Source organism: Calditrichia bacterium, from assembly GCA_020634975.1.
Lineage (GTDB): Bacteria > Calditrichota > Calditrichia > RBG-13-44-9 > J075 > JACKAQ01.
Window position 1 is genome coordinate 1,647,999 of record JACKAQ010000001.1, and the last position, 25,440, is coordinate 1,673,438.

At 49.7% G+C, this 25,440-nt stretch carries 16 protein-coding genes; 6 read left to right on the plus strand and 10 right to left on the minus strand.

Features of this window, described 5'->3' with window-relative positions; translation table 11 throughout:
* The first annotated feature begins 79 nt into the window (after positions 1-79).
* Complete coding sequence (gene rraA, locus H6629_06695) at positions 80-565, plus strand: ribonuclease E activity regulator RraA (GenBank protein MCB9067481.1); 486 nt, start codon at positions 80-82, stop codon at positions 563-565.
* A gap of 6 nt (positions 566-571) precedes the next feature.
* On the opposite strand, the gene H6629_06700 is transcribed toward rraA, so the two are convergent.
* Positions 572-2,395 (minus strand): MFS transporter, encoded by a 1,824-nt coding sequence (locus tag H6629_06700; GenBank protein ID MCB9067482.1) that lies wholly within the window; start codon positions 2,393-2,395, stop codon positions 572-574.
* A 189-nt stretch (positions 2,396-2,584) separates the two neighbouring features.
* Here H6629_06700 and H6629_06705 point away from each other — a divergent pair, with 189 nt between their 5' ends.
* Positions 2,585-4,666, plus strand: coding sequence for a M1 family metallopeptidase (locus H6629_06705; GenBank protein ID MCB9067483.1), 2,082 nt, complete (start codon positions 2,585-2,587; stop codon positions 4,664-4,666).
* Positions 4,667-4,678: 12 nt separating this feature from the next.
* Here H6629_06705 and H6629_06710 read toward each other — a convergent pair whose 3' ends face one another.
* The 4 genes from H6629_06710 to H6629_06725 all read right to left on the minus strand — a co-directional run bounded on the left by H6629_06710 (position 4,679) and on the right by H6629_06725 (position 9,918).
* Positions 4,679-5,140 (minus strand): response regulator, encoded by a 462-nt coding sequence (locus tag H6629_06710; GenBank protein ID MCB9067484.1) that lies wholly within the window; start codon positions 5,138-5,140, stop codon positions 4,679-4,681.
* A gap of 185 nt (positions 5,141-5,325) precedes the next feature.
* Positions 5,326-7,023 carry a hypothetical protein gene (locus H6629_06715; protein ID MCB9067485.1) on the minus strand — a complete coding sequence of 566 codons (1,698 nt, stop codon included), beginning with the start codon at positions 7,021-7,023 and terminating at the stop codon, positions 5,326-5,328.
* Between the two features lie 191 nt (positions 7,024-7,214).
* A complete protein-coding gene (locus tag H6629_06720; protein ID MCB9067486.1) occupies positions 7,215-8,900 on the minus strand; it encodes a formate--tetrahydrofolate ligase in 1,686 nt (561 codons plus the stop codon).
* Positions 8,901-8,949: 49 nt separating this feature from the next.
* Positions 8,950-9,918 (minus strand): radical SAM protein, encoded by a 969-nt coding sequence (locus H6629_06725; protein MCB9067487.1) that lies wholly within the window; start codon positions 9,916-9,918, stop codon positions 8,950-8,952.
* Positions 9,919-10,257: 339 nt separating this feature from the next.
* Here H6629_06725 and H6629_06730 point away from each other — a divergent pair, with 339 nt between their 5' ends.
* Positions 10,258-13,386 (plus strand): PD40 domain-containing protein, encoded by a 3,129-nt coding sequence (locus H6629_06730; protein MCB9067488.1) that lies wholly within the window; start codon positions 10,258-10,260, stop codon positions 13,384-13,386.
* A 164-nt stretch (positions 13,387-13,550) separates the two neighbouring features.
* On the opposite strand, the gene mpgP is transcribed toward H6629_06730, so the two are convergent.
* The 4 genes from mpgP to H6629_06750 all read right to left on the minus strand — a co-directional run bounded on the left by mpgP (position 13,551) and on the right by H6629_06750 (position 19,430).
* Positions 13,551-14,372 (minus strand): mannosyl-3-phosphoglycerate phosphatase, encoded by an 822-nt coding sequence (gene mpgP, locus H6629_06735; GenBank protein ID MCB9067489.1) that lies wholly within the window; start codon positions 14,370-14,372, stop codon positions 13,551-13,553.
* Positions 14,369-15,571 (minus strand): mannosyl-3-phosphoglycerate synthase, encoded by a 1,203-nt coding sequence (locus H6629_06740; protein MCB9067490.1) that lies wholly within the window; start codon positions 15,569-15,571, stop codon positions 14,369-14,371. Before H6629_06740 ends, mpgP begins: the two co-directional genes overlap by 4 nt.
* Complete coding sequence (locus H6629_06745) at positions 15,568-18,687, minus strand: hypothetical protein (GenBank protein ID MCB9067491.1); 3,120 nt, start codon at positions 18,685-18,687, stop codon at positions 15,568-15,570. The genes H6629_06740 and H6629_06745 overlap by 4 nt, the downstream gene beginning before the upstream one ends.
* A 209-nt stretch (positions 18,688-18,896) precedes the next feature.
* Entirely contained in the window at positions 18,897-19,430 is a 534-nt protein-coding gene (locus H6629_06750; protein ID MCB9067492.1) for a DUF2911 domain-containing protein, read from the minus strand.
* Positions 19,431-20,171: 741 nt separating this feature from the next.
* Between H6629_06750 and H6629_06755 the strand changes: the two genes are divergently transcribed.
* The 3 genes from H6629_06755 (at position 20,172) to H6629_06765 (ending at position 23,936) form a co-directional block, all read left to right on the plus strand.
* Entirely contained in the window at positions 20,172-22,346 is a 2,175-nt protein-coding gene (locus tag H6629_06755) for a Na-K-Cl cotransporter (protein MCB9067493.1), read from the plus strand.
* 17 nt (positions 22,347-22,363) lie between these two features.
* A complete protein-coding gene (locus H6629_06760; GenBank protein MCB9067494.1) occupies positions 22,364-22,990 on the plus strand; it encodes a class I SAM-dependent methyltransferase in 627 nt (208 codons plus the stop codon).
* 151 nt (positions 22,991-23,141) lie between these two features.
* Complete coding sequence (locus tag H6629_06765; protein ID MCB9067495.1) at positions 23,142-23,936, plus strand: hypothetical protein; 795 nt, start codon at positions 23,142-23,144, stop codon at positions 23,934-23,936.
* A gap of 47 nt (positions 23,937-23,983) precedes the next feature.
* Here the strand turns inward: H6629_06765 and aroC are convergent, their stop codons facing one another.
* Positions 23,984-25,237, minus strand: coding sequence for a chorismate synthase (aroC, locus tag H6629_06770; protein MCB9067496.1), 1,254 nt, complete (start codon positions 25,235-25,237; stop codon positions 23,984-23,986).
* Positions 25,238-25,440: the final 203 nt, after the last annotated feature.

Consider the following 25,440-nt stretch of genomic DNA (forward strand, 5'->3'; position numbering starts at 1 on the left):
TTAACAAAAAGTTCTCCGCACCCTCCGCGTCTCCGTGGCAATTTTTTTATCATTTCACCCATTAAACCGGGAAAAAACCATGCCCACATTTGCCACAGCCGACCTTTGCGATGCCCACGAATTCGCGGATTATCTGCACATCGCCGAGCCAATTTTTCTGATTTATGGCGGGAAAACCGCGTTTTTTGGCGAGATTGTTACCGTGCGGGTTTTTGAGGATAACGTATTGGTAAAACAACAGTTAGCATCGCCGGGAAACGGGCGGGTGCTGGTGGTGGACGGCGGTGCATCGCTGCGCGTTGCGCTGATGGGCGACAACCTCGCCCAAATGGGTGCGGATAACGGTTGGAGCGGCGTGATCATCAACGGCTGCATCCGCGATGCGGCGGAAATTGCCAGTATCGATATTGGCATTCGGGCGCTGAACACCACGCCCCGCCGGAGCATCAAACGCGGTGAGGGCGAAACCAATGTGCCGGTCACGTTTGCCGGGGTGCGCTTTGTTCCCGGACATTTTGTCTATGCGGATGCGGACGGCATTCTGGTTGCCGACCGGCAATTGTAGCCAATTTCACCCGGCAACTTTTGCTTTTAATTGCCGGACAGCCGCCTCCAATTCCGGTGTCTTGGTATCCGGCGGCAACGGTTCGCCAAAAATTACCGTCACTTTGCGGAAGAGGCTGCGCGGGCGTTTCACTTTCGAGCCGCTGTGCGCGTAGCTATACATGCTGCCGAACAAATTGTGCATATACACCGGTATAATCGGTGCGTCCATCCCTTTCATAATCGTTTCAAATCCCTTGCGGAACTCGCTCATTTCGCCGGTTCGGGTCAGTTTTCCCTCCGGGAAAATGCACACCACATGCCCGTCTTTCATCCGCTCTTTGGCCAGATTCAGGCTATTCATAATCGATTCGCGCCCTTTGGAGGGATCAATCGGGATCACATCCATTAAATAAAACAACCACTTGGCCACCGGGATCGCAAAAAATTCTTCCGCCATAATAAAGCGGATAAACCGCTGCATTGTCGAGCCCAGAATAAACGCATCCACAAATGTCACGTGATTGGGTGTGAGCAGCGCCGGACCTTTCAGCGGGATATTTTCCTCGCCGACAATGTTGATCCGGTAAAAGGTATTCGTCAGCAGCCAGAAGCAGAATCGCACAAAATATTCCGGGATCACGGTGCAAATATAGACCACCGCGCCGATGCTCACGAATCCCATAATCAGATAAATCATGTCCGGCGGAATAGCCCACGTCACCGAAAACAGCCCGTACAGCAACGCGCCGAGCACCATAAACAGCCCGTTGAGAATGCCGGTTGCCGCCATCACCCGCCCTTTTTCGTGCTCGCGGGAATAGGCTTGCAGGTAGGCATACAGCGGCACGATATACAATCCGCCCATCCCGCCGGCCAAAAACAGGGTGATTGCCGTTGCCGTGTACGAGCTTTTCGTGAAAAACAGGGCGATGCCCGCAATCGCGATGCCGATGCCGCCGAGCGGCACCAATCCCAGTTCCACTTTTTTGCCTGACCAACGGCTGGCCAGCAGCGAACCCATCGCAATGCCGATGCCGATAAACGCTGGCATCAGCGCCAGTTTTACGGTGGATGCGGGATCGTCGCCGAGCATGCGGTCGCCGTAAATCAGAATATTGGTTTGGAACAGCAGCCCGACCAGCCAAAAATAGCTGTTCGCCAGTGCTGCCAGCCACAGCCCTTTTTGCGCTTTGAGGAACGCCAGCTCCCGCCACATGTCGATCACGGGATTGAGCGGGAATTTTTTATCCGTTCCGGCGGCGGGAATGTTGGGAATCGTGATCACAGAGAGCGAGCCGAGCACCGCCACGCCGATGCAATACAGCGCCGCGATTTGCGCGTTGTTTTCGTGAAAACCGAGCAGAAATCCGGTGATTGCCGTGCCCAAAATGATCGAGAGAAAAGTGCTCATTTCCACCCATCCGTTGGCGCGGGAAACCGACTGCGGCGCGCAAGCTTCGGGAATGTAGCCGTATTTCGCGGGGCTGAAAAAGGTGCTTTGCGAAGCCATCAGAAAAAGCATCGCGAACATCAGCCAAACGCTGTCCAGATAAAACGCCAGCGCACCAAACAGCATGATGCCGATTTCCGCGAATTTCACCACGCGCATCACCGCGGTTTTGGAATATTTGTCCGCAAAATAACCCGACCACGAGCCGAACAACAAAAACGGCACTGCAAAAATGAGCGTGGATATAAAAATAAACAGCTCGTCCGTCATCACTTTTACTGCAACTATTTGCAGTACGTATAATTGCAACAGCATTTTGAACAGGTTGTCGTTAAACGCGCCAAGGCTTTGGGTGGCAATAAATGCGGAAAATCGTTTCGGCAATCGGACTTCGGACATTTCGGCTCCTTCGCAATAAAACCGGACATTGTTCGATATTCACATTCCAGAAAAAACTGCGACAAATATAGCACATTTGGCGAAATTCACAAATAATCCATCGGGCGAAACCACTACATTCACTCTGAAATTTGATTATTTTCCGGTTTTTCGCTAAGTTGGCGGGTAATCGAAAAAGGATACCACAACATGCGACCAACACAGCTTTGGCTGTCATTTTTATCGCTGATTATTTTATGGACAACCGGTGCCATCGCGCAGGAATATGACGAATTTTTCGTAGTTCCGGAAGATACTATTTTGCGCTATTTCGCCGAAAATCAGCCGGATGTGCCGCCGGATAGCATCGCCAATTACCGGATGGACGTAACGCTGGATGTGAACACCAAACTTATCGATGGAAAAATGCGCCTGGTTTGGCAAAATGCCACTGCTTTTCCGGCTACCGATCTGTATTTTCACCTTTATTATAACGCCTGGCGAAACAACAAAAGCTCTTTTCTGAATTCGGTTCGATACAACAATCGCGATGTATCCGGTTACGGCGAAGCGGATTGGGGCTATTGCGAAATCAAAACCATCCGCATCGTGCCGAACGGCAATTTTGAAGGCGAAGATGTGCTGAGCAAACTGGTTTACGAACAACCTGACGACGGCAATTCTGCCGATCGGACGGTGATGCGACTACCGCTGCTGCGCTCTGTTTTTCCCGGCGAAACCATCGAGCTGGATATCGAATGGGTGTCCAAAGTGCCGCGACCGGTTGCCCGCACCGGCTATTTGAACGATTATTTTTTTATCGCACAGTGGTTCCCAAAAATCGCGGTGTTCGATCCCAACGGCATGTGGAATGCGCATCAATTTATCCAAACGGAATTTTACGCGGATTTCGGCACCTACGATGTGCGGCTGACCGTGCCCAAAAACTGGCAGGTTGGCGCCACCGGACGGGAAATTTCGCGGGTGGATACGCTGCCGAACACGACGGTTTATCACTATTTCCAGAACGCCGTGCACGATTTTGTGTGGGTCGCCAGCCCGGTTTTTCGCGAATTTTATCAACAATTTGAGATGCCCGGACTACCGCCGGTAGATATGCGCCTGTTGCTGATGCCCTACAATCTGGACAAACGCGAACGCTATTTTCAGGCTGCGGCAACCGCGCTGAATTATTACGGCACGTGGTACGGACCGTATCCGTACGGGCATATTACGATTATCGATCCGGCGTATCAATCGCAATCCGGCGGGATGGAGTATCCAACCCTGTTCACGGGCGGCGCAAGATGGCTCTCGCCGCCCGGCAGCCGCCAGCCGGAAAGTGTTACCATTCACGAAGCGGGGCATCAATTTTGGTACGGGCTGATCGCCAATAATGAGTTTGAGCATGCCTGGCTGGATGAGGGCATCAACACGTATTCGCAGCACCGCATTTTTCGCCAACACCTTTCCCGCTGGCAGTTAACCCGGCGCTATATGGATGATTTTTTGCCGCTCGTTTACAACGATGTGTTCCGGGCAGAACGCAGCGACGGCGCAGATATGTATCGCGGTCTGGAATCGGGTTTAAAACGCGACGCGATGTCTACGCCATCGTGGAAAAACGGCCCCGGTGCATATCGCATCAATGCGTACAATCGTCCCGCGCTGATGCTCCAAACGCTGGAAAATTATCTCGGCTGGAAAACATTCCAGAGTGTGTTGAGCACTTTTTTTGAACGATTTCGGTTTCATCACCCGACGCCGGAAGATTTTTTTGCAGTGGTAAACGAGGTGAGCGGACAGGATTTAAGCTGGTTTTTTCACGAAGCTTATTTTGGCACCAACGTTTTCGATTACGCCGTTGGCGAGGTGAAATCGGAAAAAATCAACGCTTTAAAAGGCTTTGATTACGACCAGGATAACATTGTCTTTAAATCGCCGAATCCGGAAGATGCTGCTGCCCAAACGGCAGCCTACCGCAGCACGGTTTATGTGCGTCGCTGGGGCGAAGCGATTTTTCCGGTGGAAGTGAAACTGACGTTCGACAATGGCGAAGAGGAATTGGAACGTTGGGACGGACGGGATCGCTGGAAAATGTTCCGTTACATCAAAGGCGCAAAGTTGCAAAAAGTGGAGGTCGATCCGTCCGGGAAACTGGTGCTCGACGTCAATTCTGTTAACAACAGTTGGGTACGGCAAAGCAGCGCACCGCTGGCAGCGTGGAAATGGACATCAAAATGGATGATCTGGTTGCAAAATGTAATGGAGTTGCTGGCGTTTTTTGCCTGAAACGGGCGTTGGTCAATTTTGGAAATAACCCGGCAGTTTGGTGGTGTTCAGCCAAAAATTTTCCAGATTGTCCACTGCTTCAAAAAATTCTCTGATGGTAACCGGTTTTTGGACATACGCATTTGCGCCCAAACGGTAGGATTCAACAATATCTACTTCGTAAACGGAATTGGTAAGCATGATGACAGGCAAGTGTTTCAACTGTTCAGAAATGCGGATTCGCTGCAACAAATCTTTGCCGTTTAAACGCGGCATATTAATATCCAGCAACATAATATCCGGAAACGGGTGTTTTTTACGATTGCCAAATTCACCGTGGCCATTCAGATAATCCAGTGCCTCCTGACCATCATTGGCAATGACAACCACGTTTTTTTCGCTGTTGCGGCTTAACGCTTTCATTGTCAATTTCTGATCGGCGGGATTATCTTCCACCACTAAAAAAATTACTTCTCTATTTTCTGTTTTTTGCATTATGATCTCACTTTTTCGGGCGATGCCCAGTACTGATTTTTTTACTGACTTAACACATTTTCTGCCGCCAGCGTGTTCAGATGTCGTATCAATTGTTAAATCGAAACATCCGGATTTGGCGTAGCGAAACAAATTTAAGAAAACTGCCCGCAGAAAAAAAGCGATTGTTGTTCCGTTATAAAAATTTACAGCCCACGATGGGTCGGGCAAGTCATGCAGCGCGGGCCGCCGCCCCATTTGATGACATTCGGCATGCTCACTTCTACCACGTCCACACCGTTTTTCCGCAACCGGCGAATGGTTTCGGCATTTTCTTTTACGGCAATCACTTTGTGATCCGAAATGCACACCACGTTGCAGCCGAGCGTCACCTGCTCATCGGGGTCCGCAACAATGATGGTGTAGCCATCCGTTTTGAGCATTTCCAGAAACAAATCCGGCAATCGCGTGACATCCGCGAGACATTTTTTGTGCCCGACCACGGTAAACAGCACATCCAGATGCAGCTCGTCGTGCGGTACGCCGACAAATTCGTATTCCGGAAAAGCGGCCTGCAAGCGCTTCAAACCCGCTAAGCTGGAGCGCTGCCCGAGTCCCACAGCCAGTTTTTTCTCGCCGATAAAAATGACGTCGCCTCCTTCGACAAAACCGTCCCGCGCATCGCTGATATCCAGATATCCGCTGTCCGATGCCACTTCGCGCATACCTTCCAGTTCGTACACGCGTTGCGCCTGTCGCAAATTGCCGATCACAAATGTATTGCCGATGCTCATTGCGGGATCGCGGGTGAAAATTGCCGATTTTCCCTCTTTGCCAATGGCGTTGGTGTGCACCACCTTCACGCCCTGATCGATCAGCGTACCCACAAACAGCTTGTATTCTTCCCGAAACGAAATCGGGTCGATGTTGTTCACATTTTTTTTGGCGACATCGTTGATGGCAAATTCCGCCCGGATTTGGGCATTTTCCGGCGTGAACGACACAATTACTTCGCGCAGCCGCCCGAATTCCGAATGCACATTAACCGGCAAACTGAGCCGGTCGGCATCTGGCGGGGCATCTTTGCGATGGAAAATGAGCAAATAGCGATCGCTGCCTGCCTCGCCAATTTCCATCGGTAAAATCAGCGCAATGCCAGTGTAGCCTTCCTGCATCACCGCTTGCAGCAATTGATGAATTTCCAGATTCACTTTCGCGATATTTTTGACAAAAATGCCCAGCCGGAAGGGTTGATTTGCCAGCAATTCCGGCGCTTTTGAGGGATCGGATAAAATCGGGATATCGCCGTTCATCACCTTCGGCGCGATCAGATCCGGACGAAACGGCAGTTGTTCGTTGATGAGATCTTTCACCATAATCAGCCGTGCCCCGCCTTCTTCGGTGAGCCCGTAACGGGTGGGATCGTATTCGGTGATGCGATAGCCGCTTTTCAAATGGGAGCGGATCGACTCGGTATTTTCCAGCCGAACGGTGGAACGAATCAATTTTTTGCCCGCTTCCCGCGCCACAATTTCCTGCGCTTTATACAAAATTTGCCCGAATCCGCGCCCAACCGTGCCAAAGCTGAACGCCTCGTGCATCCGCACTTCCTGCCGGGTGATCGACTGAAACAAGATCTGGCAGGCGCCCAGCATCGGGGCGTTTGGTTTTTCGCGAAAATAAAGTACGTGACCGCATTGCGGCATTATCCGCAGTTCATCATTTGTCAACTGTTGTTCCGGCGGGAAATACTGGTCATCCAGCGCTTTTACTGCTGCCAGTTCGCTTTCTGTCCGGGCGAATTCGACGCGATACAGTTGCCCTTTGTGCCCCACCTGAACGTATGCGTTCCCGTTTTTTTCGTGAACGGTCCGGTTCACGCTGCCCTGAAATATGCCCTTCATTGAGATCCCGGTTGATTGTTTTATGCGCTAAAAGTCGTTTTTGCCACTTTCATATATATTAAACAATTTCAATAAAATCAATTGTTTTGATGGGGATAAACAGAGATTTTTTGTTGAGAAAAAATTAAGGTGAACACGGCAGGCGTTAATAAAAAACCGGCAGCACATCTGCACTGCCGGTTAATGTGGGATTATGATAATCCGGTGATGTTTCCCGCATCATCAATATCAATGCCTTCTGCGGCGGGGTTGCGCGGTAATCCGGGCATGCGCATGATGTTGCCGGTCAGCGGCACCAAAAATCCGGCACCGGCGGAGATGATAATTTCGCGAACCGTCACCAAAAAATCTTTCGGACGACCGAGCAATTGGGGATTGTCCGACAGCGAATTTTGGGTTTTGGCAACGCAAATCGGCAGATTGTTGTATCCGAATTCGTTGATGATTTTCAAATCTTTTTTTGCCTGCGGCAGAAAATCGACATGGCTGGCGCCGTAAACTTCCGTGGCGATCCGCTCGATTTTTTTCTCCACCGGCATTTCCCAGTCGTACAGCGGGGTGAATTTCACCTGATTGGCATCTGCGACATCCGCGACCAACCTGGCCAGTTCGGTGGCACCGCGGCCGCCTTCCTCCCATGAGTTAATCCGCGCAAATGCCGCGCCTTTTTCCCGGCAGATGAGCGCCAGCGCTTCCAATTCTTCTTCCGTATCCGTAACGAAACGGTTGAGCGCAACGACCGGTTTCACCCCGAATTTGCGGATATTCTCGATGTGTTTTTCCAGGTTTCCGCGTCCTGCCAGCACTGCCTCCGGATTGGGCGTTTTGAGATCGGTTTTGGGCATGCCGCCGTGCATTTTCAGCGCGCGTGCGGTTGCTACCAACACAACAGTTGCCGGATGGAAATTACCGTAGCGGCAAACGATATCGAAAAATTTTTCCGCGCCAAGATCGAAACCGAAACCCGCTTCGGTGATGACGTAATCGGACAAATGCATCGCCAGTTTTGTGGCCATAATACTGTTGGCGCCCTGCGCGATGTTGGCAAACGGTCCGCCGTGAATAAACGCCGGATTCCCTTCCATCGTTTGCACGATGTTGGGCAGCAGCGCGTCTTTCAGCAACGTGGCAACCGCACCTTCAATTTTCAGTTGTTTCACGGTAATCGGCTGGTTTTCTTCCGTAAAACCGAGCACAATGTTGCCGATTTTCTCTTTCAATTCCGAATAGCTGAGCGACAGACAGAGCACCGCCATCACTTCGGATGCGGCGGTAATGTCGAATCCGCTTTGGCGCGGCACGCTGTTTTGAGCGCCGCCCAACCCGATAACGATATCCCGCAATGCACGGTCGTTCATATCCAGCACCCGTTTCCAGGTGATTTTGCGGCTGGAAATTCCCCGCAAATCGCTGAAATGGAGGTGGCTGTCCAGCGCTGCGGAAATCAAATTATGTGCGGCAGTTACCGCATGTAAATCGCCGGTAAAATGCAGATTGATATCTTCCATCGGCAGCACCTGCGCACGACCGCCGCCGGTTGCGCCGCCTTTCATTCCCAAACAGGGTCCGAGCGACGGTTCGCGGAGGGCGAGCGCCACTTTTTTCCCGATTTTCCCGAATCCTTCCGCCAGCCCGATGCTGGTGGTGGTTTTGCCTTCGCCGGCCGGCGTTGGCGTGATAGCACTCACCAAAATCAATTTGCCATTTGCCGGTGTTTCCGCAAATAACCGTTGAATGCTGCGCATTTTTATTTTCGCTTTGTGCTCGCCGTAAGCAATCAGGTCTCCGGGATTCAACCCGATTTTTCCGGCGATTTCCGCAATGGGGCGCAGTTTCGCTTCCCGTGCAATTTCGATATCACTTTTGTAATCCGACATTCCTTCATTCCTGTTTTTAAAGAAGTTATATATAATTATTTTGTAAAAATCAGTGGTTTTTCCGCGCTGTTTTTTTGGCTTTTTCCGGATGACACCGGACGACAAATTTGTGTCCGTCGTATTCAACAATTGCCAATTGCTCATCGGCAATCATTTTTTCCACCACGTACCATCCGGCATTGTTGCGTTTCAGCAATTCCCGGACGGCTTCTTCGGTCATCGGTTGAACGGCGAGGGTTCGCAGCAAATCTTCCTCCACCAAACCGGTTGCGCCGTACTGGCTGCCGCGTTCCACCAGCAGCATATCCACCTGTTTCAGATATTGGGAAAATAATTTGTAAGCCCGGTACAATCCGTCCAGATCCGGTTTTTGCACCCAACGCTCCACCGGCGGGCGGCTGGGCGTGGCAATAAACGCATATTCCGGCGCCAGTTGTTCCAGAAAAGTAACGGTCCGCAGCAACACATTGTGGGGATCGTTTACGTTTTTTACCAACATCGTTTCGGTTGCCAATTTGCCGGTAAATTCGTTCCGGAATTGCATAATCCCTTTCAACACCCGGTCCAGCTCCAGTTGCCCGTGGGGCTTGTTCAGCTTGTGCCAAATCACTTCGTCCACGGTATCTACCTTTAGCGAAACCCAGTCCGCGCGGCACAAATCCTCCCGGACGTCGTCCATCCACAGCAGCGAGCTGTTGGTGAAAACAGCCACCGGATAACCCAAAACCTTGAGCAGCCGGATGGTTTCGCCAAGCTGAATATCCAGCGTCGGTTCGCCCTCCGGAACAATCGATAGATAATCGATATGTCCCTGTTTTGAAAGCACTTGCGAAACACGGGTTTGTACATCCCGGAAAATTGTGTGAGGTGAATAAAACGGTCGCCGGCGTATTTGCATATGGTTGGTGTGCCCAACCTGACAATACACACAGGCATACGAACAAAATTTGGGGAAAATATTGTTGATTCCCAAGCTGTCGCCCAATCGCCGCGAGGGAACGGGGCCAAATGCGATCATGTTTCCCTCCTGAAAAATCCTGTTGATTTATTGTACAAAAAATACGTAACCGCAGACAATGATTGGGCTTATCCCATATGATGATCTGCGTCATATTTTTCCCGTTTGCTGTAGGATTTTCTGAAAAAATTGTAAACGCGACAGGCATCAAACGCGTCTAATCAATAAACAAATGAGGCTGAATGCTGCGATAAGCTAAAACGTTGACAGGTATTTTTTTTGCAGATATGAGACGCTTCTTTTCCCAAAAAAAGACGTTAACCCTAACAGGGATATGAATTAACGCGCCGCTGAAATTTATGATTGGACAAGCGAAATTTAATCAAAACGGAGGAAAGTATGATCCGCAACCGATTTTCGCGAGCCGTGTTCAAAGCAGTGGCTATCATCATTTTGCTGACACCGGCGCTGCAAGCGCAAGTTGGCTACTACTTTGGACAAAACAAGGTTCGCTATAAAGATTTTGACTGGAAGGTTTACCGGACCGAGCATTTTGATGTCTATTATTATAATGAAACAGACATTACCGCCCGCGATGCCGCACGAATGGCAGAACGCGGTTACGCATATTTGAGCAAAACGCTGGGGCACAACGTAAAAGATCGCATTCCACTCATTTTATACGCCTCGCTAAACGATTTTGCCCAAACGAATGTAATTAACGGATTGCTCGACCAGGGCACACGCGGGGTTACCGAAAGCCTGAAAAACCGGGTAACGCTGCCCATCACCGGCTCGTATCGCGAGTTTAATCATGTGCTGGTGCACGAACTGGTGCACGCGTTTCAATATGATATTATGTTCAATAACGAGCTGAACATCACTCGTTTTAACCCGCCGCTGTGGTTTGTGGAAGGCATGGCGGAATACCTTTCCGCAGGAATGGACAACACCACTCGGATGTGGGTTCGCGACGGACTGATTCACGATGATTTGATGAGCGTACAGAAGCTGAACGGCACATACGACATCCGGGTGTATCGCCTTGGACAATCGCTCTGGCATTACATCGGCGAAAATTACGGAAAGGAAATGGTCGGCAAAATTTTTAAAATGGCCGCCCGTTCCGGTAACGTTGAAAGAGCCATCAAATCCTATTTAAACATGGATTTAAAGCAGCTCACAACGGCGTGGCACACTTACGCAAAATCGCTAACCGTTCCGGCGGATACCACAATGGCGATGCCCGCCGATGTTGCGCAGCAATTGACCCATCGCGGATCGTATTATCACCGGATGAACATCGCTCCGGCGGTCAGTCCGGACGGCAAGCGTGTTGCCTATGTTGCCAACAAAGACCTCGATGAGGAAATATACATGCTGACCCAAAAACCGGACGGCAGCTATGAGCAAAAACACCTCATCAGCGGCGGAAAAAGCCGCCAGTTCGAAACGCTGCGTTATTTTGAAACGGCGATGGGTTGGTCCCGCGATGGCAAAAAACTGGCGTTTATCTCCAAATCCGGGGCAAAAGATGTCATTTACATCGTCGATTCGCACAGCGGAAAAGTGCTTCAGGAATTCCAGTTCGAGCGGCTGAACGGTTTGCTTTCGCCGACATTTTCACCGGAAGGCGAGCGGCTGGTGTTTGCCGGATTGCAGGGTGGCATCTCCGATTTGTATTTGTTGAATTTGGGAAATGGCAATTTGCGGCGGCTGACGAACGATAAATTTGCCACACTCCACCCGCAGTGGGGACCGGAAAATGAGATCGTTTTTATCACCGATCGCGGAAAGAACAGCAACGCCGGGCAACTGCTGTTCAGCGATTACGATTTGGCAATTTACAATTTAAGCGACAACACGATTCAGCTCGTCACCGATTTGCCGGGCAGCGAAACCAGCCCGCAATGGTCGCCGGATGGCAGCGAAATCGCCTTTATTTCCGATTACGAGGGCATCCCGAATATTTACAGAATCCGGTTGAATGACGGCGAAATTCGCCGGTTGACCGCACTGAAAAGCGGCGTTTCGGGCATCACGGAAACCACACCGGCGTTCAGTTGGTCTGCCAATGGCAACGCGATGGTGTTCTCCGCTTTTGTGGACGCAAGCTGGCAGTTGTTCAAAGTTAACCCGGATGATCTGGTTGCCGAAATCCCGGTTTCGCCGGAAAAAGTGAGCGAAAACGCCGGGAAAAACGCGGCTATCGCCATTTCCGTGACGACAGAAGCCCTGCCGGACACCGCCAAAAAAGCGCAAAAAACGGCGCTCGAAAAGCGCATTTTTAACACATTTCCAACAGAAGAAGAAACGCCGGACAGCGCGGTTACGGTTCAAATCGATAACCAATCGATAGCCGTAAAAGACAGCGTAATCAACACCGCGCCGATGCTCGCAACTGCCGGATGGCTGCCGGAAATTCCCGATATCAACACCATTTACACGGGCTACGAATTGTCGCCGGATGATTCCGTGGAAACCCGCGATTACAGCAGCAATTTCAAACTGGACGCCGTACAGGTTGGCGGCGGATACAACACGTTTTTCGGTGTGCAGGGTGGCGCGGCATTTCTGTTCAGCGATATGCTGGGCAATCACACGCTGTATTTGTCCAGCGAACTGCAGTTTTCCGATCCGCGCTATTCGGATTTCGGGCTGACTTATTTTAACCAGGCCAATCGCTGGAGTTGGGGTGTGCAGGCGTTTCAGTCCAGTCTTAGCTATCTCACCGCTGCCAATTTTAATCAGGTGGGCTTGATTCGCGATACCTATCGCGGATTCAACGGACTGGTTGCATATCCGTTCAGCAAATTTGCGCGATTGGAATTAACCGGCGGCATCACCTGGATTAACGAAGATTTTGTGGTGGAAACCTACAATTTTAGCGGGCTCGATCGCGAAACGACCGATATCGGTACGTTCAATTACGGGCTGTTCAGCGCGGCGATGGTTTTTGATCATTCCACCTACGGACCATTGGGACCGTCCAAAGGGTATCGCAGCCGCTTTTCGGTGGAAACAACCACAAACGATATCCAGTCGACCACGTTGCTGGCGGATTACCGGAAATATTTCCGCACCAGCAGCCGCACAGTTTTGGCGTGGCGGTTTATGGGCGCCGGAAGTGTCGGTAAAGATGACCGGTTTTTCGATATCGGCGGACCGTATTATTATCGCGGAGCGGATTACAACGAGCTGATCGGCTCGAATTTTCTGCTGAGCAATCTGGAGTTTCGTTTCCCGATGCTGCCATTTTTACCGCCGACGATGGATTTCCTGAGCGGTGCGGCGTTTGCCGATGCCGCCGGCACGTGGGGCATCAATTCGCGATTTTACGACAATCCCACTTTCCAGCCGTTTAGCAACGAAAACGGCTTTCGCCTGAACGATTTGAATGCGGCGGTAGGTCTTGCGGCACGGCTGAACATCGGCTACTTTTTGCTGCAATACGAACTGGCGTGGCCAACCGATTTGCAGAATTTCGGCTCACCGGTCAAACGCTTTTCGATCGGGACATTTTTCTGATTCGCAGTTGAATATCCAATCCATCCCTCCTCGTACCAACGCTCCGGTGACATTTGCCGGGGCGTTTTTTTTGAAAAAAACCATTTGTTCCCAATTTGGGAACTCTATTCACAACACAATGGGCGTCCCGTTTGAGGTGATGATGCAATAATATTTTCGCGCAATCACCGCAATTTTGATAGCAGTTGTTTCTGAAAAATTTCCATCGCTATCACCCAGCCTTTTGGACCAATACCGTTGATTTTATGCAAGTTAGGCAATGGGATATCCTGCCAGGTACCATCCTGTTTTTGCACGAGAAACGCCACATCGGTAGCTGCCAGCAGCGAAACGTCGTTGGCGCTGTCGCCCAAACTGACGGTGTGAACCTCGCCAAATTGCTGCCGGAAAATTTCTGCGAGCAGGCGAACAGCAGTGCCTTTGTCCGCAGTCGCGGATGTAACGGTAAAAAATCGCCCGCCGGAAACCGCAACCAAACCGAACGGTTTTAGCGCATCGCGGATGGTCTGCTGTTCTGTTTCGGTGAGTGGCGTAAGTATTGTTTCGCTGTAATCGCGGGTGGCGGCGCATTTTGCAGCGGCTTTGTCCAGCCCGGTAATTGCGCAAATTTCCGCAACAGACAAATCGCAATAACATTTGAACCCGATGCCCGTTTCCGAACGGATATTTGCCAGCGTCGCCCTGATTTCCGCAACCGGTTTGCCCAATTCAATCACCAAAAAATCGGCGGTTTCGCGTTGCGCATTCACCGGAACGGTAAAATAATGTTTCGGGATAAACACGGCGTTGCCGTTTTCCACGATAAACGGCGCCGAAATATCCAGCGCCGTCCGGTAAAATTCCTGTTCCGCGAACGTTTTGGACGAGCAAAAAATCACCGGAAAGTTCAGTGATTTCAGCCATTGCACAGCTGGACGGCTCACATCATAGCGATATTTTTCGTCCAGCAACGTTCCATCCAGATCAGTGAAAATGAGTTGTTTCATTTTGCAGCTTCACGTGCTTTCATCAATTCGGTGTAACCTTCATTTTTTATAATATCAAAAAATTTACGCAAATCAATTTTCGAAAGCGCCGGATAATAGCTGGCATTTTTGGGTTGTTCGTTTTTTTTCACAAATTTTCGCTGCAACATTTCTTCAAAAATAGCATCTTTGATCGCCTGTGGCGTTACCGGCGAATGAAAAATAACCTGCAGCGCCGCATAAATCATATGTTCAACGTGCTCTGTGCCTTTTTGTTCGTGCAAATGCGGATTTCGCGACTCGATCTGAAACACCTCGATCTGCTGTTTCAAAATTTCCTCGTGCGGATTGTTGCTGATGCCGCCGAATCGCTCCAGCATGTTCATAAAATGATACGGCTCGATCGAATATCCGGTGGAATATTCGAGCTGCATCGCCAAATCCAGCGTCATTGCGTGTTCGCCGGCGTTGCCGGTTTTGATCACTTCGGTTTCGAATCCGGTGTAATGGGTGAGCAAGCGGTTTAAAAATGAATTGGTGATCACAGAAGTGCGTCCCCATTTGGCGAAAAACAATTCGGATTCTACAATTTTCGGTTTGCTGTGCCAGGAAATTCGCACCATCGAATATTTGGATTTACTCAATGCAAATCCGGCGGAATAAATGCGAACATATTCATGTACTGATCCCGGAAAATAATTGTCGGCATCGATGAATCCAATATATTTTTTGCCCGCGAGGCGCGCCAGCATTGTCCCGATAATCATGCCTTCGGCTTTGCCGTTTTTTACGATGCCATCTTTGGATAAAATTTCGCTGTAACCGGTTTCCGCAAAGGCTTCGGACAGTTTCGGATCTTTTTGATGCACGATCAAAATATGTTTGCGGCTGAATCGCTGATAGGTTTCGATGGCGGCGCATTCCAGCGCAAAACGATCCACCGGTTCGCGCGGGCTGTTGGACACAATGATGATCAAACACTGGTGCGGAATGCCATACAATACGCCTTCGAGCAGTTTCAGGTTTTCATCTTTCATCGGCACGACAACCGCCATTTGCTCCTCGATGTCATACAAAGTTTCGTACGAAATGCGTTCCACGACCCGCAATTCATCGTTGGCGTTTTTGCTAACGCCGGAATCCAGTTCGTACACTTTTTGCAGTCCGTAAAACAGGTTGGAGCCAATTCGCTCCGCTTCTCTGGGGATTTCGATTCTCATTTTTTCTCCTCCGACAATCGTTTTTCGTAATAATTGGACAGATATTCATACACCCGTTTTTTGGTGCGCGCCCAACACAATTCCTCACCAATTTCCTCCAATTCGTTTTCCATTTTGATGGTGTCCAGCAGTTGCTGGTTGAGCAGAGTGGAAATGCGCGCCTCATATAATTTGCGGGTGAGCGTGGTAATTTGCGCTTTCACCCGCTGTAATTCGGCCATTTTTTCGAGCTCCTGTTTGCCGCTGCGATCAATTTCGTCTTCTTTTTTATACGCTTCGTTTCGCAAATCGCGCAGTTCATTTTGGATTTGATAATAGCGATCGCGCTCCTCGCCAACTTCCTGCGGCGTGAGTACCGGCGGGAATGCCACATCCGGTAAATCCGGGTGCAATTCCAGTCCGCCCAGCAGTTTCGTGTCGTTCGACAATCGTTGATTGGCAATTTGGTTCAACTCCAGCACTAACCGCAACGTAATGATTTCTTTGGGTTTAGCCGAAATAGAAACCACTCCGTTTTCCGGCGTTACGGGAGAAATTTCGTCTTCATTCAAATTTGCCAGATGCGCTGCCGCAACCGGCAAATTGATCTGCAATCCGGCGTTCACCGGTTCGTTGAGCGTGTTGTAAAACCGCACGATCACGCTGTCACCATCTTCGGAGCGCTTGAGCGCGGTGAGGCGCAGCGCGCCGGGGACATCTTCATTCACCCAATTGAGCAACGAAAATTCGTCCGGCAAACCGCCGTCGTGTACGCCGGTGCGCACCGCCCGGAATTTCATGTTGTGGTTGTCCGCTTTAAAATGCGGTTTGTCCATTTTGAAATTGCCGGTGTTGGGATAAATCGCGCAGGAGAAATAGTGATCGCCGATTTCCTGCGCTTCCGGCGTGAAAATATGCGGTCCCACATCACCGACGCGCGTTTGCAAATCGTATCGCGCCAGCCAACCGACCGAGCGCATCAGCGTTACCGCGATGGTCTGGTTTTTTTCCAAAATCTCGTATTCACTCAGCTTCCCGCTGATCACGGTCAGACCTTTTTTGCCATCGCTCAGACCCGCAAAATTGTGGAAAATGCGCGTGTTCACCGGCGCTGTGTAGCGTCCGGCCAGCATCAGGCGGCTCATTTTTTCGGGAATATGCTGATCGGTCGATGGATCGCTGAGGGGAAATTTGGCGACATCAAACGGCTCTTCCGCATACGATTCTTCGGTTTGAATATTACTCGGGAACATCAGCCGCAGGCGGTGATCTTTGATGGTATTCTTCAAATGAATATGCAGCTCCACCCGGCGCGATGCGGCAGCCATTTCCACAAACATCTCGATGGGAAAATCGCGTTTTTGCGGGCTGCGCGATTGACGGTCTTTCGTGAGCGATTCGGGCAGTTGCAAGTTCAGCGCAACGCTGAAACAGGCCAGACAATCGCCATCGTGCACCAGCCGGATGTTCGCTGTTTCATCGCGACTCGTGACAATTTCATCCGATTCGGGATAGGAATAATCGTAAGTATCGCCGGCATCACCGCCGTTTTCGAACATCGCCAGATGCTCAAAATGATCGCCGGTTTCCTTATTTTGCACGTTCAGCGTGCCGTTCGGGTTGATCTGCACTTTCAGGTAATCGTTTTCCATCGTGCAGTTTTTTTCGGAAATATGAACCCGGCGATGCGGCACAGTTTCCGGTTTTTCGGGGAAAATGTAATAGGTTTTGTAACCGAGCGAAGGCACATCGTTGGCAAAAATGTAGATGTCCGCGCGATCCTCATCCTGCCAGGAATGTTGGAAGGCAACGGATTCGCCGCGCCCGTTTTTGATGCTGAACTCGCGGAATTTTTCCGGCAGATCGATGGAAATGCCAAACACATGTCCGCGCGTCCGCGATGACGGATTGAACACCACCACCGGAATCGCATCGGGAAATTTGCCCGTGTTGATGGTTTGGGCGATGGTGCGCAAGCTGATTTCGGTGATGTCCCGCGAGGAGCGGATCACATCGTTGAAGCGTTCGTGCATGTCCCGCGCGATGGTGTCGATGTTGCAGCCGCAAACGTCATCGTGCGTGTGGTTCACCAGCAGCGTTTTCCAGATGCGCTCAAATTTCCGGCGCGAATAAACGCTGCCGAACGCCCAACTGAGCGTGGCAAACGGCTCCGCCCAACGCTCCAATTCCCGCTGCGCTTCGTTGTTCTGGCTTTTCAAACGGCTGCGACTGGAGAACACGCCTTTCAAAATGGGCATGTATTTGCCGCTGTACAAATAGCCGCGAACGGTCGGCAATTCCGGTGCTGCTTCGCGGATTTTTTCCAGATATTCCGTTGGTGTGGATTGTTTGCAGTGAATGGTTTCGCCGCGTTTCTCGTTAAATTCCTCGATAATCGGGAACACGTCGTCCGGCCAGGGCACTTGTTCGTAACCGTTCATCAGCACCACGTTTGGCGTAGATGCCAGCGGCAGCAGATCGTTGGTATGTTTGTAAATGCGTTCCAGCGCGATTTCTTTGGTTAGCGACAGTACCATCGCGTTGCGATAGCTGTCCGCGAGATACACGCTGAGAATTTTGGAACCGTCCGGCGATTCCCACCAGAATTCCGATTTGAGATCGTCCGGCGGCAGCTCAACGCCGCGCCAAACGAACGCACCCTCAATGCCGAATCCGCGATAAATTTGCGGCGCCTGAGCAATCTGCCCGAAGTTGTCGAGCATCCACCCGACTTTCATCACGTTGCCGCCGCCATATTGTTTGGCCATTTTTACGCCAATGAGCAGATTGCGCACCAGCGCTTCGCCGCTGACCAATCCCCAATCCGGCTGCAAATACGCGGGTCCGACCAGCAACCGCCCTTCCCCGGCGTATTTGCGGATGGCGCGTTTGGCAGCGCTGGCTTCATCGCGGGAAAGTTGGTCGAGATAATCCTCGATCATCAGCGTTTGCCCGTCCAGCACAAAGCGGTATTCCGGATATTCTTCCAACCGTTTGAACAGGTTTTCGAAAAACGGCGGCAACCAGCGATTGGCATATTTCGCGGTGAAAATCCACTCGCGATCCCAATGGTTGTGCGAAATAATATGCGCGGTTACTTTTTTCGAAGCAAAATTATCCGGGACGGTATTCGGCATGATTAACATCCTTTCCGTTTATTTGAATGGCTCGTCCGTAAAAAAAAGCTGTTTTAACAGAACGATGGCTATGATTGTGCACAGATATTGCATTTTAACGAGGGTCCTTTTTCAATATAAAAATTAAAAGGGGTCATGCAAGGTTTTTTGGTCAAAAAAAAAGGCGCCCAAATGAGCGCCTTTCTGATAACCAAACCTGATAAAAAAATTTACGGCAGTGCGACGGTGAATGGCACAGCCAATTTATCCCAGGTGATGTGCATTTCTGTAGCGGTGATGGTTTTGTCTGTCAACGTCAAATTGTTGGCGGCAATCGTGAACCATTCGGTAGCGGTTTCGGTTTTTACCGGCGTTGCGGTGATGCGCAGTGCATCGTTTGCGGCGTCATAACCTTCTGTGCCACGGTGGTCTGCTTTTTTATTGAAAATGATTGTCCACTCGTTTTCACCGGGAATGGTGAACAAACCGTAGCTGCCGGCGGGCAATTTTTGTCCATTGACGGTTACGTCCGAGCTGGTTGTGAAAACCGTATTTTCGTTTGCGCCGGTGCGCCAGAGTTCGTTCAACGGAACCAGTTCGCCCCAAATGGTGCGGCCTTTTACACCCGGACGGCTGTAAACAACCTCAATTTTGGTGTCGACGCCAATGGTTTGGGCAACGGTGCTTTTGAGGCTTTTGCGGATATCTTTGCCGGGCTCGGCAGTTACCACGGTAAACGGCACTTTCACTTTTTCCCAGTGAATGGCGGCGGTGGCTTTGGTGCTGTCCAGCGATTCAAAACCGAAGCTCAGCCATTCTGCGTGCGGTGCGCCTTGCGGTGTTGCGGTGATGCGCAGTGCGTCCATTTTTTCGTCGTATTCGTATGCGCCCCACTGTTTTGCGGTTTTGTTGAAAATGATTGTCCAGCTATCTTTTCCCGGAATGGTGAACAGCGAATACTCGCCGGCAGCCAGTTTTTCGCCGTTGATGAGCACATCCGTGCTCGCTGAAAAACGGGTGGCTTCGTTGGCACCGGTGCGCCAAACTTTGTCCATCGGCACCAGTTCGCCCCAAACCGTGCGGCCTTTTACCGCCGGACGGCCGTAATCGACTGTAACAACCGTGGTTTTACCAATCGTTTGCGAAACACTCGCAGCCGGACTCACCCGCGGTTTGGGCGGTTCATCCTGCGCAAATCCGGTTGCGCCAAACACCAGCATTCCAGCTACCAACATCTTAAAAAATTTATTCATACATAGACCTCCAAAGTTTATGTGATAAGGGTTATTTAATGCAATATTTTGGAATGAAATAATAACACATCTATGGCGCGGATGATATCGGAATATTTTTTTGATGCGTTATTGCTTGGATGCATTCATATAAATCCAACCATTTATTTTCAAATCCTCAAATTTCCCAAAAACATCACTTGCATTTTAATTCAAACGCAGTAATCTGTATCAGATTGGGATATCACGCGGATATAACTTGGGGAATACGGCATGAAAGCGACTGCGGAAGAAGTAAAAACGTTGCTCAGCGGCGGAAATCAGGAAAACACCGGTGAGCCTGCCGGTTTAAAATTCGGCACTTTTGGCGGTGTTTTTTCACCAACGGTGCTCACGATTTTGGGCGTGATCATGTATTTGCGCCTCGGCTGGGTGGTTGGCAACGCCGGGCTGCTCGGCGCGATAGCCATCATTTTGCTGGCAAAATCGATCACCATTTGCACCGGTTTGTCGATGGCGTCAATCACTACCAACATCAAAATCGGCGCGGGCGGCGCGTATTCAATCATCGCCAAATCGCTGGGACTGGAAACCGGCGGCAGTGTCGGCATCCCGTTTTATGTGTCGCAAACGTTATCCACAGCGCTGTATATTATTGGTTTTACTGAAGGTTGGCTCGGTTTTTTTCCGGATCACCCGCCGCTGCTGGTCGGTTTGGCAACCTGGTTAATTTTGATGATTCTGGCGGGTGTCAGCACCACTTTCGCGATTCGTATTCAATATATAATCATGCTGTTGATTGCCCTTTCCATCGCCAGTTTTTTGATGATGGACAGCCAGCCCATCGCCCAGCCGCAGCTCATCGGCAAATTTGAAGACGCAGGATTCTGGCAGGTTTTCGCTATTTTCTTCCCCGCGGTTACCGGCATTATGGCCGGCGCAAACATGTCCGGCGATCTCAAAGATCCCCGAAAATCGATACCATCCGGCACGCTTTCCGCCATCGGTTTAACGCTGATAATTTATGTAGCGCTCGCGTATGTTTTGGGCGCATACATCGCTCCGGAAGATTTGCGCGGCAACCAAATGATTATGGCAGACACCGCATTTTACCGCCCCATCGTGTTGATCGGCATTTTGGCGGCAACATTTTCATCCGCGTTGGGCAGCATAATGGGCGCACCGCGCATTTTGCAGGCGCTGGCAGAACACAAAATTGTGCCGCTGCACGATCTGTTTTCCAAAAAAACAGCCGGCGGAGAGCCGCGCAACGCAGCGTTATTTACCGGCGCAGTGGTTGTTTTGGCGCTCATCCCCGGTAATCTGGATATTTTGGCAACGCTGATCACCATGTTTTTCCTGATCACCTACGGCATGCTGAATCTTGTTGTGTTCATCCAGCAAAGCATGAAAATTATCAGCTTCCGCCCGACCATTCGCATCCCCCAATTTGTATCGCTTTTTGGTGCGGTCGGCTGCATTTTTATGATGTTTTTGATCAACGCGGTGTTCAGCACTGTTGCGATTATCATCATCATTTTGTTGTATTTTTGGCTGACGCGAAAGGAACTGCATTCGGAATTTGGCGATATTCGCGGCGGTATGTTTTTGGCGCTGGCAGAGCGTGCTTCGCGGGTGGCAGCCAAATATCCACGCCACCAGATTTCCTGGAAACCGGATTTGCTGCTGCCGATCGACGATCCCAAAGTGTGGTCCGGCTCGCTGATGTTCATCCGCGATATCACCCATCCATCCGGCAGTATTTTTGCATTTACAGTCAGCCCAAATGGTCGCGAAGCACAGTTGCAGGAGATAAAAAATCTGCTGTTCCCGCTCAAAAGCCAGGACATTTTTGTGAACGCGGCGGTCATCGAAAATGAAAATTTTGTTCGCGGCGCAAAATCGGTGATTCAAACACTGCACGGCGGCGCATTTCGCCCAAATATTTTATTCCTCACACTCGGCAACGAAACTTCCCGGGATGACGATGCCCGCCAACTGATCGCCGAAGCATCGCGCGATGAATTGGGCATTTTGATGCTCCGGCAACACCCGCGTGTGGCATTCGGCATGCACAAAAATATCAACCTCTGGCTGCGGGAAAAGAGCACCAATTGGCATTTGGCAATTTTGATAAGTCTATATTTACAAACAAATTGGGGTGGAAAACTGAACCTGGTTACCACCGCAGAATCGGAAGCGGACAAACAGCGAATGTATGACTTTTTGGAACATTTGAGCGATATGGCGCGGCTGCCATCGCTGACGGAATATGTGGTGCTGCAGGGTAATTTCCGCGAAGCCATTGCCCTCGCCCCGCGTGCGGATGTGAACATTTTTGGCATCGGCGATGAACCGTCGTTCGATTTTATGCGTAACACTTCCGAATGGACCAATTCGTCCTGTTTATTTGTGAAAGATTCCGGGCAGGAGAGTGCACTGGTTTAAAGATCACGGAATAATTGATGAACATAAATGACGCATACAACCGCTGGTCGGACAATTATGACCAAATGGAAAACCGCACCCGAGATCTCGATTTTCAGGCGATGCAGGATATTGTTGAACGATTGCCATTCAAGACGGCAGTGGAAATCGGTTGCGGCACCGGAAAAAACACGGCGTTGCTGGCAAAAAAAGCGTCAACTGTAATCGCGATGGATTTTTCGGAGGGCATGCTGGCAAAAGCGCGCCAAAAAGTGCCTGCGCCGAATATCGAATTTGTTCAGGCGGATATCGCCAAAACGTGGCCGGTTGCCGACGATTTCGCGGATTTCATCACCTGCAACCTCGTTCTGGAGCACATCGAAAATCTGGATTTCGTGTTCAGCGAAGCGCAGCGTACGCTGCGCAACAACGGACGATTTTTCGTATCCGAACTACATCCGTTCAAACAATACATCGGCGGGAAAGCCAACTTCAACAATGGCGAAAAAGACATCGTACTCACCTGTTTCACCCACCACATTTCCGAATTCTGGCAGGCTGCGCTGCACAATAATTTGCGTTGCATCGAGCTCACCGAACGGTTTATCGCGGATGATAAAACAGACGTTCCGAGACTGGTTAACTTATTGTTTTTAAAAAAGTAATACAAGCTTTTAAAATTGATACTTTTCAGAGAAAATGGCACCGTGAATCGAGCTAGATACTTGATTAAGATAAAAGTAACTATTAAATATGGTTACTTGTAATCGTTATGACAATTACTCAATGTCTAATAAAGACTGGAAAAAAAATTAAATGAATGAAGATATTTTAAAAGGACTATTAGCTCTCACCGTAGAGAGTAAAGACCATGCAGAAATTCCTTTACAGAAAATTATTGCTATGCAAGATATATATTTAAAAAATAATCCCACGCTTTACACTCAAAAACAAATAAAACAACTCGATTACTATCTTAAAGCAGTGGCATATAAATTTCAATTAACTACCATTAGCTTAGAACAATTATGGTCTCTCAGCTATATGAAACGCCGTGAGCTGGATTATGCTCTTAAAAACAGCCTAGATCGTCTCGATGTTTTTGATAATGAATTGATAATGGTTTCTTTTGTTTTGGAAGGCTTTTTATTCCAATCACGCTCTTTGATAGATTTTTTAATGCTTTATATTTGTTTTTTTCTCAAAACTGGTCATCAAGGAAGTATTACTAAATCAAAGTTTTATAAGGAATTAGACAAAACTTTAGGAGACCCGTTTTCTCAAAAAGCATCATTAGTTAATGAATATTTTCGCAGTAAAATATTTGGGACATCGGATTGGGAAGGTCTAAACCCAAATAATTGGGGCTCACTTATAGAATCATTAAGAAACAAAATAGCACATAGAGATATCATTCGTCCTTCTTTTAACAGTGATGAATCCATATTTGATAACATTTTGTTCAATTGGCCCACAATTCAAGGGATCACATATGATCGCTTTTGTCAATATATGCAGAACGGGATATTTACTTCATTTGTAAATCTATCTCCCATTCTGTACGAGTTGGAATGGAAATCAGGTCCATATATGCCAACTTTATGGGATTAAAAAACACCTACCATTATCTCAATACTTACAACAAGAACGCTATACTACTATCCCAGTTTCCTCCAAATTTCCGCCAGCACAGATTTATCAATCCCCAATTGCTCCGCAAAATCATCGAGGTGTTTCGGCGATGTGCTGCCGGTTTGTTTTGCCAGTTCCATGCGCTTTTTGATGAGCAGCGCCAGTTGTGCGTCCACTACATCTAACTCGCTTTGTTTACCTGCAGTTACGTCCGATTGAATTTGTTGTTGCACCAGCAGCAGATCGAGAATCACAATCGCTGCCATCGCCTCGGCAACCGGCACCACACGCGGACAAATGCAGGGATCGTGACGTCCGCCGACGGATAGCGGCACGGTTTCGCCGGACTGGTTGACCGTATGCTGAATTTTATTGATCGACGACGGCGGTTTTACACCCAGCCGCAGAATCACATCCTGACCGGTGGAAATACCGCCGAGCAGTCCACCGGCGTGATTGGTTTTCGGCACAATTTCGCCGCTGCCGTTCACGTGAAATACGTCGTTGTTTTCGCTGGCGAGCATTTCCGCTGCGGCAAATCCGCTACCGAATTCGATGCCTTTTGTCGCACCGATGGAAAGCAGACCGTGCGCCAGTTCCGCATCCAGTTTTTCGAATGCCGGATCGCCCAATCCTGCCGGCAAACCTTTGATGTGCAGTTCCACCACGCCGCCAACCGAATCGCCGGTTTCAGCGATGTCACGAATGTAGGTTTCCATTTGTGCGGCAACTGCCGGATCGGGGCAGCGCACCGGATTTTTCTCAATGAAATCGTAATCCACAGTTTGCGCCTCAAGTTTGCCGATTTTCCGCACAAATCCGTAAAACTCGATGCCGTGTTCCCGCAACACCTGTTTGGCAATGGCGCCGGCAGCAACCCGCATAGCGGTTTCCCGACCGGAGGCACGTCCGCCGCCGCGAAAATCGAAGATGCCGTATTTCTTGAGATAGGTATATGCCGCATGACCGGGGCGCACTACTTCGGCAATTTTTGAATAATCTTTGCTGCGCTGATCTTCATTTTTCACCAGCACACAAATGGGCGTTCCGGTGGTTTTCCCCTCAAAAACGCCGGACACAATTATGGCACGATCCTGCTCATTTCGCGGCGTGCTCACTTTGCTTTGTCCGGGTCGTCGCCGCTGCATTTCCCGCTGGATTTCGTCGATATCGATGGAAATACCCGGTTTTACGCCATCAATTACTGCGCCGATATACGGGCCGTGGCTTTCGCCAAAGGTCATTACGGCATACAACGATCCGTATTTACTGCCTGCCATATTTTCTCCAATTTTTTGCCACAAATGGTCACAAATACACACTAATTAATTCAAAATGCTATTCACAACGCCAAAGTAAAAAACACCTCTAGCGAATAACCAAGGAGACTCCTGCATTCGCAGGAGTGACAGCTAAATGTATGATTTTATTATCATTCCGGGCTTGCCCCGGAATCTCCCGCAATTACATCTTGGGACTATTT